General features: G+C 66.4%; 11 protein-coding genes and 3 pseudogenes. 9 read left to right on the top strand and 5 right to left on the bottom strand.

Going from position 1 to position 13,419, the window contains the following annotated elements:
* The 3 genes and pseudogenes from G3N62_RS19485 to G3N62_RS19495 form a co-directional block, all read left to right on the top strand.
* Positions 1-546 (top strand): annotated as a pseudogene (locus G3N62_RS19485) (LLM class flavin-dependent oxidoreductase); the annotation flags it as partial.
* On the top strand, positions 543-1,268 hold the full coding sequence (locus G3N62_RS19490; protein WP_124670545.1) for an LLM class flavin-dependent oxidoreductase: 726 nt from the start codon (positions 543-545) through the stop codon (positions 1,266-1,268). The pseudogene G3N62_RS19485 and the gene G3N62_RS19490, both read left to right, overlap by 4 nt.
* Positions 1,265-2,374 (top strand): LLM class flavin-dependent oxidoreductase, encoded by a 1,110-nt coding sequence (locus tag G3N62_RS19495; RefSeq protein ID WP_034190925.1) that lies wholly within the window; start codon positions 1,265-1,267, stop codon positions 2,372-2,374. The genes G3N62_RS19490 and G3N62_RS19495 overlap by 4 nt, the downstream gene beginning before the upstream one ends.
* A 47-nt stretch (positions 2,375-2,421) precedes the next feature.
* Here G3N62_RS19495 and G3N62_RS19500 read toward each other — a convergent pair whose 3' ends face one another.
* Together G3N62_RS19500 and G3N62_RS19505 are read right to left on the bottom strand one after the other, a co-directional pair.
* Positions 2,422-3,507, bottom strand: coding sequence for a sigma-54 dependent transcriptional regulator (locus G3N62_RS19500; RefSeq protein WP_034190924.1), 1,086 nt, complete (start codon positions 3,505-3,507; stop codon positions 2,422-2,424).
* 214 nt (positions 3,508-3,721) lie between these two features.
* Positions 3,722-4,462 (bottom strand): GntR family transcriptional regulator, encoded by a 741-nt coding sequence (locus G3N62_RS19505; RefSeq protein ID WP_034190923.1) that lies wholly within the window; start codon positions 4,460-4,462, stop codon positions 3,722-3,724.
* 159 nt (positions 4,463-4,621) lie between these two features.
* On the opposite strand from G3N62_RS19505, the gene G3N62_RS19510 reads away from it, so the two are divergent.
* Together G3N62_RS19510 and G3N62_RS19515 are read left to right on the top strand one after the other, a co-directional pair.
* Entirely contained in the window at positions 4,622-6,184 is a 1,563-nt protein-coding gene (locus tag G3N62_RS19510; RefSeq protein WP_260449363.1) for an anion permease, read from the top strand.
* A 39-nt stretch (positions 6,185-6,223) separates the two neighbouring features.
* Positions 6,224-8,632 (top strand): hypothetical protein, encoded by a 2,409-nt coding sequence (locus G3N62_RS19515; protein WP_124670543.1) that lies wholly within the window; start codon positions 6,224-6,226, stop codon positions 8,630-8,632.
* A 414-nt stretch (positions 8,633-9,046) separates the two neighbouring features.
* On the opposite strand, the gene G3N62_RS19520 is transcribed toward G3N62_RS19515, so the two are convergent.
* Positions 9,047-9,946, bottom strand: a complete 900-nt coding sequence (locus tag G3N62_RS19520) for a DMT family transporter (protein WP_124670542.1) — start codon at positions 9,944-9,946, stop codon at positions 9,047-9,049.
* A 225-nt stretch (positions 9,947-10,171) separates the two neighbouring features.
* On the opposite strand from G3N62_RS19520, the pseudogene G3N62_RS19525 reads away from it, so the two are divergent.
* Both G3N62_RS19525 and G3N62_RS36435 read left to right on the top strand, forming a co-directional pair.
* Positions 10,172-10,420: pseudogene (locus G3N62_RS19525) on the top strand (helix-turn-helix domain-containing protein); the annotation flags it as partial.
* A gap of 85 nt (positions 10,421-10,505) precedes the next feature.
* Positions 10,506-10,601 (top strand): annotated as a pseudogene (locus G3N62_RS36435) (LysR family transcriptional regulator); the annotation flags it as partial.
* Between the two features lie 216 nt (positions 10,602-10,817).
* Here the strand turns inward: G3N62_RS36435 and G3N62_RS19530 are convergent.
* Together G3N62_RS19530 and G3N62_RS19535 are read right to left on the bottom strand one after the other, a co-directional pair.
* Positions 10,818-11,126 carry an H-NS histone family protein gene (locus tag G3N62_RS19530; protein WP_124670541.1) on the bottom strand — a complete coding sequence of 103 codons (309 nt, stop codon included), beginning with the start codon at positions 11,124-11,126 and terminating at the stop codon, positions 10,818-10,820.
* A 104-nt stretch (positions 11,127-11,230) separates the two neighbouring features.
* A complete protein-coding gene (locus G3N62_RS19535; protein WP_260449362.1) occupies positions 11,231-11,503 on the bottom strand; it encodes a flagellar transcriptional regulator FlhD in 273 nt (90 codons plus the stop codon).
* Positions 11,504-11,822: 319 nt separating this feature from the next.
* Between G3N62_RS19535 and galU the strand changes: the two genes are divergently transcribed.
* A complete protein-coding gene (gene galU / locus G3N62_RS19540) occupies positions 11,823-12,707 on the top strand; it encodes a UTP--glucose-1-phosphate uridylyltransferase GalU (protein ID WP_034190918.1) in 885 nt (294 codons plus the stop codon).
* A gap of 25 nt (positions 12,708-12,732) precedes the next feature.
* Complete coding sequence (locus tag G3N62_RS19545) at positions 12,733-13,332, top strand: phosphatase PAP2 family protein (protein WP_124670540.1); 600 nt, start codon at positions 12,733-12,735, stop codon at positions 13,330-13,332.
* The last annotated feature ends 87 nt before the right edge of the window (positions 13,333-13,419 follow it).

The raw sequence follows: 13,419 nt of genomic DNA on the forward strand, positions 1-13,419 counted from the left end.
TCGCCCGCGGCGCCGGGCTTGCGCGAACGCCTGTGGCATTCGCATGCATCGCCCGACGGCGCACGGTTCGCCGCACGGCACGGCAACGGCCTGCTGCTCGGCACCGCCGTGCACGATCCGCGCACCGTGCAGTTGCCGCTCGCGCACGCGTATCTCGACGCCTGGCGCGAACGCGCGCACGCCGACGCAGCGCGGCCCCGCATCGGCGTGGTGCGCGCGGTGTTTCCCGCGCGGGACCGGCGCACTGCGCTCGCCGCGCTCGCGCCCGACGTCGTGCGGCACATTCCGTGGCTCGCGGCGAGCGGTCATCCCGACGTGACCGAGCCCGAGCAGATCGTGCGGCTGCTGAACGTCCATTACGGGCATCCGGACGACGTGATCGAAAGCCTGCGCGGCGACCCGGCGCTGTTCCCGTTCGCCGACTATTTCCTGCCGGTCGTGCAATCGGAAAGCGCGTCGCTCGACGACGCGCTGGCCCGGCTGCGCACGCTCGCGGAAACGATTGCGCCGGCGCTCGGCTGGCAGCCGGCGCGGGCCGCGGCATGAGCGTACCGCGTCTGCTGCTGCGGCTCGACATCAGCGCCAACGCCGCGCGGCCGGACCCGGCGGCCGACTGGATCGCGATCGCCGAGGCCGGCGTGTCGGCCGGCTGCGATGCGATTCTGCTGCCCGTGCAGCGCGCCGGCCCCGATCCGTGGATGGCAGCCGCGGCGCTCGTCGACGCGCTGCCGGCTCTGCGCGTGATGGTGACGCTCCAGGCGGGCGCGATACTGCCCGTCGCCGCCGCGCATCTCGCGCAGAGCCTGCAGTCGCTGAGCCGCGGCCGCGCGTGGCTCGCACTCGAAGCCGATGCGCCGGACGTCGATGCGACCGACCGCGCGATGCACCTGAACCGCGACCAGCGGCTCGCGCGCAGCGCCGAATTCCTGTCGATCCTGCGGGCGCTGTGGGCGGCCGAGTCGCCGCTGCAGTATCGCGGCACCTACTACCGCGCGGAGCATGCGCGCCTGCCAGATCTCGTCGCAAAGCGGCCGCCCGTCTACTGGTCGGTCGCAGAGCGGCACGAGATCGCGTTCGTCGCGTCGTGGTGCGACGGGCTGCTGATGCCCGCGAGCGCGCCGCCGCTCGCGGCGGCCGTCGAACACGCGTATCGCGCACGCGGCCTCGCGCCGCCACCGGCCGGCATCGTGCTCCGGCGCATGATCCGGTTCGACGCTGCGCGGCGCGCGCGCGCCGCGCAGCCGGTGAACGGGCGAGGCGATGCATGAGCGTCGATTTCGCATGGTTCCTGCCCACCAACGGCGACGGGCCGCATCTGGCCAACAGCGGGCTGCCGCGCCCGTCGACCTTCATGCAGGACTATCGGCCGGCGACGCCCGAATACCTGCGCGGCGTCGCCGGCGCGGCCGAGTCGGCCGGCTTCGACAGCCTGCTGCTGCCGATGGCCGCGGGTTTCGAGGATCCGTGGCTCGTCAGCGCGCAGCTCGCGCGCGCGACGCAGCGCATCGCGCTGATCGTCACGTTCCGGCCCGGGCTCGAGCAGCCCGAACAGATCGCGCGCAAGGCCGCGACCCTGCAGCACATGAGCGGCGCGCGCCTGCGCCTGTTCGCGGTCAACGGCTCGAGCGCTTACGAACAGCGCGCGCTCGGCGATTTTCTCGATCACGACGCGCGCTACCAGCGGACCTCCGAATACCTCCGGGTGCTGCGGCGGCTGTGGCAAGGCGGCGGGCATTCCGTCGCCGGCCGCTACTACATGCTGAGCCCCGCGCATGCCGGCGTGCCGCTCGCGACCCCGCCCGCGCTCTATCTCGGCGGCGCGTCGACGCTCGCCGAGCAGGTGGCCGCCAGCCAGGCCGATACATACCTGCTGTGGGGCGAGCCGCCCGACGCCGTGCGCGAGCGGGTTGCGCGGCTGCGCGCGCTGGCCGCGATGCACGGCCGCCGGCTGCGCTTCGGGCTGCGCGTGCACGTGATTGCCCGCGAGACCGAACGCGCCGCATGGGCGCGCGCCGACGAGTTGTTGAGCGAGATTTCCGACCAGACCTATGTCGACGCGCAGCGCAAGCTGGCCGCCTACGAGTCGGTCGGCCAGCAGCGCCAGACCGCGCTAAGCCGAGGCGCGCTGCGCTCGTTGCGCGAGCTGGAGGTGTATCCGAACCTGTGGGCCGGCGTTGGCCTGATCCGCGGCGGCGCGGGCACCGCGATCGTCGGCAGCTACGACCAGGTCGCCGCGCGCATCCACGAGTACCGCGCGCTCGGCATCGAGACGTTCCTGCTGTCGTCCTATCCGAACCTCGAGGAAGCGGCGCGCGTGGGAGAGGATGTATTGCCGCGCGTCCGCACGCGCCTGGCACGCGCGAGCCTGCCGTAACCGGCGGGAACGCCGCCGGGGCGACGGAGGCCGCCGGCGCCGCCCGGTCAGTCGTCGAACGCCGATTCGGAGCGCGGCTCGTTCAGCAGCCCGTGACGCGCGAGCAACGTGCGCATCGTATTGCGCGTGACGCCGAGCAGCGCCGCGGTGCGCACCTGGCTGAACCGGCAGTGCTCGAACGCCTCGCACACGACCAGTTCCTCGATGTCGCGCAACAGGCTTTCACCGGGCGCGCGAAACAGGCGGCGCACGCCCGCGCGGATGTCGTCCTGCGGCAGCGCCGCCGCGTCGTCCGCGCGCGCATAGCCGGCGAGTGCCTCCGAGAACTTCAGGTGCTCCGGCCGAATCAGGTTGCCGTTCGACACGAGCAGCGCCAGGTGCATGACGTTTTCCAGCTCGCGGATATTACCGGGCCACGGGTATGCTTGCAGCGCCTGGACCGTGCCCTCCGACAGCATCGGCTGCGGCCGCTTCAACTGCGCGCAATAGCGCCCGCGGAAGTGCTCGGCGAGCGGCAGGATGTCCTGCGGCCGCTCCCGCAGCGGCGGCAGGCGCACGCGGGCGAGATTGATGCGGTAGAACAGGTCCATCCGGAAATTGCCGGCCAGCACGGCCTGTTCGAGATCGACGTTGGTTGCCGCGACGACGCGCACGTCGACCGGCCGCGCACGCGTCGCGCCGACGCGTGTCACCTCGCCCTCCTGCAACACGCGCAACAGCTTCGCCTGCAGCGGCGGTGCGAGATCGCCGATCTCGTCGAGAAAGATCGTGCCGCCGTGCGCTTCCTCGAAATAGCCGATGCGGCGCCCCTGCGCGCCCGTGAATGCGCCGGCCTCATGACCGAACAGCTCGCTCTCAGCAAGCTGCGGGTTGATCGCGCCGCAGTTGACCGCGATGAACGCGCCCGTGCGGCCGCTGACATGGTGGATATGGCGCGCGACCAGTTCCTTGCCGGTGCCCGTCTCGCCGAGAATCAGCGCGGGCGCGGCGCTGGGCCCGATCTGTTCGACGAAGCGCAGTACCGCACGCGACGCGGGATCGGCGAACACGAGCGCCTTCGCGCGCACCGACAGGGGGCGATGCTCGCTTTCCGGCAGCGCAATGAGCGGAGGGGAATCTGTGCGGTTATCCATGGTCCGGGCGCGGGCGGAACGGTTGACGATACTGGCATCCGCCCAAGGGTTTGATCTTAGTCAACCTCGGGCGCGCGCAAAATACCGATTGCTGTGATGCTTCGCTGTCACGCGCAGATAACGAATCCCGTGCATGTCGCACAACGCGGCCGGCGTACCGTACGGAACGCCGTGCGCGTCACGGCGGCCGGCGAACGGGCGGCCGCATACCCCGTCAGCCGACGAATCTAGCCTCCACCCCGCTGTGCACGAGGAGGTCGAAACGCTCCGGCCGAATGTGGAACACCGTCGATTCGCAGGTACGGCCGTCCGCCAGGCGCGACGTGCGCCGCAGCACGAGTAGCGGCGAATGCGCGCCGACCCGGAGGCGCTCCGCAACGTCTTCGGGCGCCCCCACGGCCGTGACCGACATGTCGGCGTCCGTCATGCGCCAGCCAAGCACGCTTTCCAGCACCTCGTAGGTCGACATCCGCTCGGCCTGCTCGAAGGTGACGGTCGCGGCGTCGGGCAGCAGGCAGGTCTGCGCGAGCGCGATCGGCTCGTCGTCGACCCAATGCACGCGTTCAAGATAGACGCAACGCGCGACGTCGTCGGCAAAGACGTGGCGCAGGCCCGGCGGCACGTCGCATGCCTCGAACCGCAGCAACGTCATCCGGGCGCGGGCGCCCTGATCGGCGATCGAATCGTGGAGCCCGCGCAGCACGTCGAGCCGATGCCGCAGCCGCTGCTTCGCGGCGAACGTCCCTTTGCCCTGCTTGCGCTCGACGATGCGCGCGTCGCTCAGCCGATCGAGCGCGAGCCTGACGGTCACGCGGCTGACCTGAAAACGCTCGCTCAACTGTGCCTCCGAAGGCAGCTTGCCGCTCGGCTCGTACACACCGCGTTCGATCTCGTCGCGCAGTGTCGTCGCAAGCTGCTCGTAAAGCGATGTCGTGTCGTCACGCACCAGCGTCATCTGGTCCTTCCTCGTCGTGCTGGGTCCGCGCTATGCGCGTCTCCCGATATCGATATGAAAAGCAATTGGAACGCCCAACTTGTATTAATACGTATTATCACATCTCGACAGACGTTCGGGGGCCGCGTTTCGCGGTCCCGACGCCCGGGGAGCATACCAGTGACTGAAAACGCAATCGGCACGCCACCGCTCGATGGCGCGCAGGCCAGCCGGCCGACACGAACCGAACCGGCCATTGCGCCGCGCATCGATCCGCACGCGACGGGTCGGTCGCGCGGTGCACGGTGGCGTGCGGCGATCGGCTTCACCACCGCGTGGCTCGCGTTCTTCGCGCTCGCATGGTGGCTGCCCGCGCCTGCGCATCTGTCGGCCGAAGGGAAGGCGACGCTTGCCGTCGTCGCCTGGGTCGCGATCGTATGGATCACCGAAGCCATTCCCGTCGGCGTAAGCGGCATCCTGCTGCCGATGCTGCTCGTGCTGTCGCACGCGAGCCCGTCGTTCCCGAAGGCGGCCAGCGGCTTCGCCGCGCCGGTCGTGTTCCTCTGCCTCGCCGCGTTCCTGTTTTCCGCGATCATGCAGGCAAGCGGGCTCGACCGCCGCGTCGCGCTGCTGCTGCTCGACCAGTTGAAGGTGCGCACGGCCAACGGCGTGATCTGGGCAATGTTCGCGGTGAACTGCGTGATGGCGCTCGTCGTGCCGGCCGCGAATGCACGTGCCGCAACGCTGCTGCCGGTCACGAACGGCATCGTCCGGCTGTTCGGCGAATCGCCGCGCGAACGCACCGCGCGCAAGGCGATCGTGATCCAGACGCTCGTGTACGGCGCGATGATCAGCGGCATGTGCATCCTGACGGCTCATCTGCCGAACATGGTCGTGTCCGGCTTGCTCGAGAAACAGCTCGGCATCCGGATCTCGTACCTGACGTGGCTGAAGCTGCAGTGGCCGTACCTCGGGATGTTCGCGATCACGCAAGCCTGGGTGCAATTCCATTTCCGCTCGCGCGCCGTCGCGATTCCGGGCGGCCCCGGCGCGATCGCGGCGATGCGCGGGACGCAACCACCCGCGGCGCGCAACGACTGGGCCATACTCGCACTGTTCGCGGCCGTCGCCGTGTTGTGGGCGACCGAGCCGCTGCATCACCTGCCGTCGGAAATCGTCGCGCTGATCGCGCTGGCGCTGCTGTTCGCGCCCGGCGTGCTGCGCTTCGGCTGGGCCGAAGTCGAACAGCGCACGATCTGGGGCACGCTGTTCCTGCTCGCCGGTGCGTTGTCGCTGTCGTCGGCGATCAGTGCGTCGGGGCTCGCAAGCTGGGCCGCCGATCACGTCTACGTCGCCGCGCGCGGGCACGGCTGGTGGCTCGCCATCGCGATCGTGATGCTCGGCACGCACGTGATCCGTATCGGCATGCTGTCCAACGTCGCGGCCGTCACGATGATCGCGCCGATCGCGCTCGCGCTCGCACCGCGCCTCGGGCTGCATCCGGTCGCGTTCACGATGCTCGTCAGCGATACCGACAGCTTCGCCTATCTGCTGCCGACGCAGATCACCGCCGGCGTCATCGCGTACAGCAGCGGCGCGTTCTCGACGGCCGATTACGCGAAGGTCGGCGCGGTGTCGGTGCTGATCGCGATCGTCTACGGCCTCTGCGTGATCGCACCGTGGTACGCATACATGGGCATTCCCGTCTGGGACGCGAGCGCGCCCTGGCCGTTCGCGCATTGACGCGCGCCGCCTTCCCTCGAAATCATTTTGCATTCCACAATGAACGCATCCCACGACGCCATCGATACCATTGACGCACGCGCCGCCGCGCTGCGCGACCGCCTGGGCTCGCACGTTGCGCCCGACGGGCTCTACGAACGCCACAAACGCCTGCCGTTCGCCGGACGCGTGCAATGCAACCTCACGCGGCTCGAAGCCGGCGAGTGGAGCGAAATCGTGCTCGACTACGAAGTCGGCTCGTCCGGCATCGCCGACGGCGGCTGGCTAAAGGCGACCTTCAAGTTCTATTCCGACTGGGCGCTGTTCCAGACGAGCGACCCGAGCGCCGCGAACTACATCAGCGCCGAGTACCACGCGGCGCCGCTCGTGCCGGGCCAGAGCCCGGCCACCGTGCAGGCGCTGAACGTGCGCTTCGACCAGAAGGGGCATGAGCGGCCGTTCCAGAAGGCCGTGATCGTCGACATCGTCGACGGCTACGTGAATGCCGGCGACCGGATCGTGATCCGTCTTGGCGACCGCCGCCGCGGCCCCGGCACGCGCGTGCAGACCTTCGCCGAAGACAACTTCCGCTTCCGGCTCTACGTCGACCCGCTCGGCACGTCGCGCTTCGTCGCCGTGCCCGGCGACGTGTCGATCGACATCCGTGCCGGTGCGCCGTCCGACGTGCTGCTGAACGGCCCGCGCTTCGTGCAGCCCGGCACGCGCGCACCGTTCCGGCTGTCGCTTCAGGACCGCTGGGGCAACGCGTGCCGCGATGTCGGCGGTCATGCCAGGGTCGTCGCGTACGATGCCCGCGGCGAGATCGTTTACCGGCGCGAACACGCGCTGCCCGATACAGGCTTTGCGAGTTGGGCGGTGGACGACCTGCCGGTCGACGCGGGCACGCTGCGCATCGTCGCCGACGTACCGGGGCACCCGGACGTGCGTGCGGCCGAAGCGTGGCTGACGGTCGATGCGTCGCTGCCCGTGCCGCGGGCGCTGTATGCGGACCTTCATGTGCACGCACATGACACCGTCGGTACCAACAGTCCGGAGTACAACGCGCGCTACGCACGCGACATCGGCGGTATCGACGTGCTCGGCTACACCGCGAACGACTTCCAGATCACCGACGAGAACTGGCGGCTCGGCGTCGACGCGGTCGAGCGCTTCAACGAACCGGGCCGGTTTGTCGTGTATCCGGTGCAGGAATGGTGCGGCAGCTCGACGGCAGGGGGCGACCACAACGTGGTGTTCCTCGGCGACGACCAACCGGATTTCCCGTACAACGCGCGCGGCGAGCACAATCGCACGCTGGTCTGGAACGAAGACATGAAGGGTCATGCGGTCGAACTCGGCCGCTGGCCCGTCGAGGAACTGTGGGATGCGTATGCGGACAATGCCGCGCAACATCTGGTCATGCCGCACGTGGGCGGTCGTCGTTATATCCCCGACTGGCATCATCCGGAGCTCGAGCGGCTCGTCGAGATCGCATCATCGTGGGGCCATTTCGGCTGGCTGTACCAGGACGTGATCGCACGGGGTTATCAGCTCGGCGTCGCGGCCAGCGGCGACGAACATCGCGGCCGGCCCGGCGGCGGCGCACCCGGCGTGCAGGTCTTCGGCGTGCATGGCGGGCTGACGGGCGTGCTGGCGCCCGTGCTCGATCGAAAGCACGTCGGCGCAGCGCTGCGCGCGCGCCGCACGTGGGCGACGACCGGCGAGCACAGTGCGCTGCTGGTGCGCTGCGGCGATCACCGGCAAGGCGACGCGTTTGCGCACGAAGGGCCGGCGCGGCTCGACTATCGGCTGCTCGGCCAGTCGGGCTGGGAATACGTGGCCGCGTATGATCACGATGGCTTGCTGTGGGAACGCAACCTGCACGCGGAACTCGGCTACGCGGAGCGGCTGGTCCGGGTCCGCTGGGGCGGTGCACGCATCCGCGACCGCTATCGCTGGGCTGCGTGGCGCGGCCGGATCCGGATCGTCAACGGCACGATTCACCGTTTCGGGTCGAACGGGTTCGAGCATGTCGAGGAGTCGGCATGGCGCACCGGCGCGACCGACATCGAGTTCCGCAGCGACACCTACGGCGACGCGGACAGCATCGAACTCGACGTCGGCAATCTCGCCGCCGCGACGATCGTGGTCGAGGGCACGATCGACAGCTTCGCGAAGGTCGGCGACCCGCTGGAACGCAATCCGTTCGTGCACGCCCCTGCGTTCCGTTTCGAAATCAGCGGCGCGGAGTTGCTCGCGCGCGAATCGGCGACACACGCACTCGGCGGCACGGAGCTTTTCGTCGCGGTCGAACGGCTGACAGACAAGCCGCTGCCCGTCGATCTCGCGGGCAGCATCGACGTGGCGCCCGACAACGCATCGTTCGGGTATCGCCCCGTCTATTTCTTCGGACGGCAGCGCAACGACAGCAAGGTATGGTCGTCGGCACAGTTCATCACGTTCGAGTGAGGCGTTTGCAGGCGTCGGTCATCTGACGCCTCGAACTCGATCACATTGGGCCGGTCAAGCTGTCACGACGCCAGCATTGCCGATCCGGCTAGCCGCGCGGCGGGTGTTGAAGTTCGCAGATACGGCTAACGGCGTCCGTTCGCGCGTTAATCTTGTTCAATGATTCGGATAATGCACTTATCCTGACAGGACGCCGGATGGCCCGAGCTCAACTTCTCTTGGCAGGCTGCATCGGACGTTGACGTTGACATAGCGAACTTCCGCGTTTGGCCGGTTTCCGCCCAACACGATCGGCTGTAGCCGACCCATAGGGGGCCTTCAATTTCCTCGATCCCGGTCGTTCGCGATCGACACAGTTCTGTCGCGTGTGCATCGACTCGTATCGGCCAATCACAGCCAAGCCCGCTTGTCAGACTAGACTGCGGGTCCCTCCGGTGGCTCTTCCCGGATGGCGACAGCGATTGCACTCCCGACAATCCCAATGATTCCGACGACTGGAACGACATCTAGCTTTTCGCCCCATACGAAGAAGCCGAAAAGCGTTGCCCAAATGATACTTGTGTAAGTGTAGGGCGCCAGTTTCGCAGCGCTGTCACGCCGGACTGCCACCGTAAATAAAATCTGGCCGACTGTCGCAAATATTGCAAGCAGCACTAAGATAAATAAGTCTTTGAGTGTCGGAGTCCTCCAGGCAAACAATAAAGAAACACCCGTAACGGCAGTCCCGAAGGCTGTGAAGAAAAGCACCGTAATGCTTGAGTCATCGCCAGCTTTGAGCTTGCGAATCTGAATCATAGAAAGAGCACCGCACAAAGCGCTCAGTAGCAACAGACCGGGGCCAAGGAAGTTCGACAAGCTGCCCTGAGGTCGGACTACTAGAAGGACCCCGACAAAGCCTACGGACGCGGCAACGGCATTTCGCGCGAGTAAGCGTTCCCCAAGCAAGAAAGGGGCGAGGACAACAACAAAAATAGCCTCCGAATAGACGATTGCCACTGCCTCGCTCAACGGCAGATACGGCAAGCCCGCGAAAAAGAGTCCTGAGGCACCGAGAAGCGTGAGTGCACGAATTGTCTGTCCGCGAAGGTCGATCCTTCGGATCCGAGGGCCAAGCGAACCACCATGAAGACTGGCGAGAACAGCCGGCACAATCCCGAACAGCATTCGGAAGAATGTCACCTCGTTAGCTGGATAGTTGAGGGCTACCGCTTTGCCCAGTGCATCGACGACCGCAAAACAAAACATCGAGACCAGTATCAGCGCAATTGTTTGATACTGGGCGGTGCGATCGGAGACTGCAACGTTGATGCGCATATTATCTCGGCAGTGGTAAGTCCAATGTGAGAAAGCGAATTGTCAACGATTCGGCGTTGCTTGTCCAAGAGCCGGTTCTGGCCGAACCCGGTCGAATGGCATCGCGGTAGCGTCGGACCGGCTGATGCCGCCCCTAACCCGTTATCTCATCCTCCGCGCCGTCAGCGACCGCCGACAAGCCACTCCTGGCAGCTGCCACATTGCTTTCACACGCTCGGCGTGTACGGCAGGCGCATGCACGGGGTGACTCAGCCGATGTTGACGCGCACGTTACGACAACTCGAACGTGACGGTCTTGTGCTCCGTCACGATTTCGATGAGGTGCCCGCTAGAGTCGAATACGAGTTATCCGACATGGGCATGGACCTGCTCGTTCGCGTGGTCCCGCCGTGGACCTGGATCGCCGAGAATGCGGACCGCTTCCGAGAAGCAAGGCGGATTTTCGACAACCATCACCGCGACGCGAACTCGTAGCTTTCCGGTTATTGATTTGTATTGCTTATTTTCCTGGCGGGAGACGGGTTCGAGTCTCTGAGTGAGCGGCTTATGGCGGTCGCACCTGTCGTACTTCGTCGCCTATCCATTCCAGCTAGCCGCACAGTCCAAGATTCGCGCTATCGCTGGCGTCTTGTTTCGGCTGACACAGGAAGACTGATTGTGATCGGGAAAAACAATCCTGTCCTGCGAATTCGCACTCAGCAGGTGACGCGAGCGCGAACACCGCCAAGGCCGGTGTTCAAATATTCGATGACAGCATGTATCAGAAGACCGGCAACGCCGGTCTCCTATGCATACGTCGCGGAATCCCCGGGCCAACACTTCGCAAGCGACTGCTCCGCCGCCGCGAAGCGGAAGTCGAAAGTCTTCACGCTCAACCGGCACTGCGCTCGATCAGGAACCGGTCGCGACGGCCGCCTTTGATCCAGGCCGGCTCGCGCCCGCGCCCGCTCCACGTCGCGCCGGTCTTCGGGTCGCGATAGCGCGGCGCCGACGCGCGCTTTCGCGGCACCGCTTTCGACGCGCCGCCGCGGCGCCCGAATATCTGTCCGGCGGTCAGGCCATATTCGGCGACCCGAGTGCGAATCTCCTGTATGACGGCCTCCAGTTCGGCGAGCCGGGCTTCCTCGACCTGCTTCAGCAGTTCATCGGCTTGCGCCTTCAATTCGCGATAACCGGGCATGCAACTTCTCCACATTCTGTTGGTGAAAAAACGAACGGCCGCGACGATGCGATCTCGTGAAACGGCGCGACCGGAACATCCATCCGATAAAGCCTGAAAACGGATCAAGCGCGGCCCGGCGCGTTTTCGGCGCGAAATTCACAAACCAGTTCGCCGCCGGCCGCGAGTTCATCGATCTGATCCAGCGTCAACGCGTCGATCGATGCGGCGATTTCATCCGAGATACCCAATTGCCGCTTGCCCTGTTCGTAGTCGATCCGCAATATGCGCTGCGCGAGCACGAGATACGCGCGGTTGAATTCCGCAATTGCATCGAAGATATCGCCCCGTCCGGTCATGACTGCTCCTGAGCCGACGGCGATCGTCGCATGCCGCACGCGCGGCGCCGAGACCGGCCGTCCAGTAATGGATGCCTGAATCTATGTCATGCGATCGACGTCATGCCGACAATTCCTAGATGGCATCAGACATATTCGAATTCGGCAATCTCAATTCGCGATTCGCCGTTCATCGCTGTCGGATTCAGCCTAGATTCGGTCTCCACTCGAAACGCGAACACTCATACGATGGTCGAACGACGCGCGAGTCCGGCTGCGCGAACGATATGGCACCGGCGCGCGACGATTGCATGCACGCATCGCCGGTTACCCTCGGCATTGTTGATGCCTGATCCTGAACGGATGGAATTCGAAAATCATGTTGAAAGTGACGAAAGCCGTATTTCCGGTTGCCGGTCTCGGCACGCGATTTCTGCCGGCGACCAAAGCCAGCCCGAAAGAAATGTTGCCCGTCGTAGACAAGCCGCTGATTCAATATGCGGTCGAGGAAGCGATCGACGCGGGCATCACCGAAATGATTTTCGTGACCGGCCGCAGCAAGCGCGCGATCGAAGACCACTTCGACAAATCCTACGAGATCGAGGCCGAGCTCGAAGCGCGCGGCAAGGAAAAGCTGCTGTCGCTGGTTCGCGGCATCAAGCCGAGCCACGTCGACTGTTTCTACGTGCGCCAGGCCGAAGCGCTGGGGCTCGGCCATGCCGTGCTGTGCGCGGAGAAACTGGTCGGCGACCAGCCGTTCGCCGTGATCCTCGCGGACGACCTGCTCGACGGCCCGACGCCGGTGCTGCGCCAGATGATCGACGTGTTCGATCACTATCACGCGTCGGTGATCGGCGTGGAGGAAATCGCGCCCGACGCATCGAAGTCGTACGGCGTGATCGAAGGCAAGCGCTGGGAGGACAACCTGTTCAAGCTGTCCCGCATCGTCGAGAAGCCGGAGCCGGCGCAGGCGCCGTCGAATTTCGGCGTGGTCGGCCGTTACGTGCTGAAGCCGAAGGTGTTCGAGCATCTGCGCGCGCTACGGCCCGGTGCCGGCGGCGAGCTGCAGTTGACGGACGCGATCCAGTCGCTGCTGTCCGACGAGCAGGTGCTTGCCCATCGCTACGACGGCACGCGTTTCGATTGCGGCAGCAAGCTCGGGTATCTGAAGGCGACGGTCGAGTTCGCGCTGCGGCACCCCGAAGTGGCCGCGGATTTCGAAAGCTATCTGGCCACCCGCATGTCTGCGCTGCTGGCCGCCTGACGGCGCGGCCATCACGAATCCGATCATGTGGGCCGCCGTCAGCGATCTCGGCGACGCGGCGCTGACGCTGCCGCTGGCCGTCGTATGCATCGCGTGGCTCGTGCGCTCGACGGCCGGACGGCATCGCGCGGCGTCGTGGGCGCTGATGCTCGCGGCCGGCATGGCGCTCGTCGGCGCGACCAAAATGCTGTACGCCGGCTGCGGTATCCAGATCCGCCCGATACATTTTCGTGTGATCAGCGGGCATACGATGCTCGCGTCCGCAGTCTGGCCGATGGTGTGCGTGCTGGCGCTGAGCGGTGGCATGCAACCGCGGGCGAGCGCGTCGCGAGCGCTGCCGCTAGGGCTCGGGCTCGCGCTCGGCGCGCTGATCGGCGTCGCGCGCGTGTTCGACGACGCGCACACGCCATCGGAAGTCGTCGCCGGCTGGCTCGTCGGCTCGGCGGTCGCGCTGGCATTCGTGTGGCGACACGGCACGCCGCGTGTCGACGCACGCTATCGCGTGCTCGTCGTCGGCTCGCTGCTGGCCGTGTCGGCCACCGCGTACGGGCGCCACGTGCCGATTCAGGAGGCGATAGAACTGTATTCGCCGTTCTTGTGCGGGCGATTCGCGTTTCAGCCGTGACGGCCGCGCCTGGACCGTACGCTGCGAACGCCCTCGCCGGCCTCCGGCACATCGCGCGCTCCGCCGACCCCGCCCGAAACGGACAGA

Origin of the sequence: Burkholderia sp. Tr-20355 (genome assembly GCF_017104685.1) — a bacterium.
Taxonomy (GTDB): domain Bacteria; phylum Pseudomonadota; class Gammaproteobacteria; order Burkholderiales; family Burkholderiaceae; genus Burkholderia; species Burkholderia seminalis.

Coding starts and splice junctions, on each gene's coding strand:
- G3N62_RS19490 (WP_124670545.1), top strand. CDS start 543: ATGAGCGTACCGCGTCTGCTGCTGCGGCTCGACATCAGCGCCAACGCC.
- galU (WP_034190918.1), top strand. CDS start 11,823: ATGTTGAAAGTGACGAAAGCCGTATTTCCGGTTGCCGGTCTCGGCACG.
- G3N62_RS19505 (WP_034190923.1), bottom strand. CDS start 4,462: ATGACGCTGGTGCGTGACGACACGACATCGCTTTACGAGCAGCTTGCG.
- G3N62_RS19520 (WP_124670542.1), bottom strand. CDS start 9,946: ATGCGCATCAACGTTGCAGTCTCCGATCGCACCGCCCAGTATCAAACA.
- G3N62_RS19545 (WP_124670540.1), top strand. CDS start 12,733: ATGTGGGCCGCCGTCAGCGATCTCGGCGACGCGGCGCTGACGCTGCCG.
- G3N62_RS19515 (WP_124670543.1), top strand. CDS start 6,224: ATGAACGCATCCCACGACGCCATCGATACCATTGACGCACGCGCCGCC.
- G3N62_RS19530 (WP_124670541.1), bottom strand. CDS start 11,126: ATGCCCGGTTATCGCGAATTGAAGGCGCAAGCCGATGAACTGCTGAAG.
- G3N62_RS19500 (WP_034190924.1), bottom strand. CDS start 3,507: ATGGATAACCGCACAGATTCCCCTCCGCTCATTGCGCTGCCGGAAAGC.
- G3N62_RS19495 (WP_034190925.1), top strand. CDS start 1,265: ATGAGCGTCGATTTCGCATGGTTCCTGCCCACCAACGGCGACGGGCCG.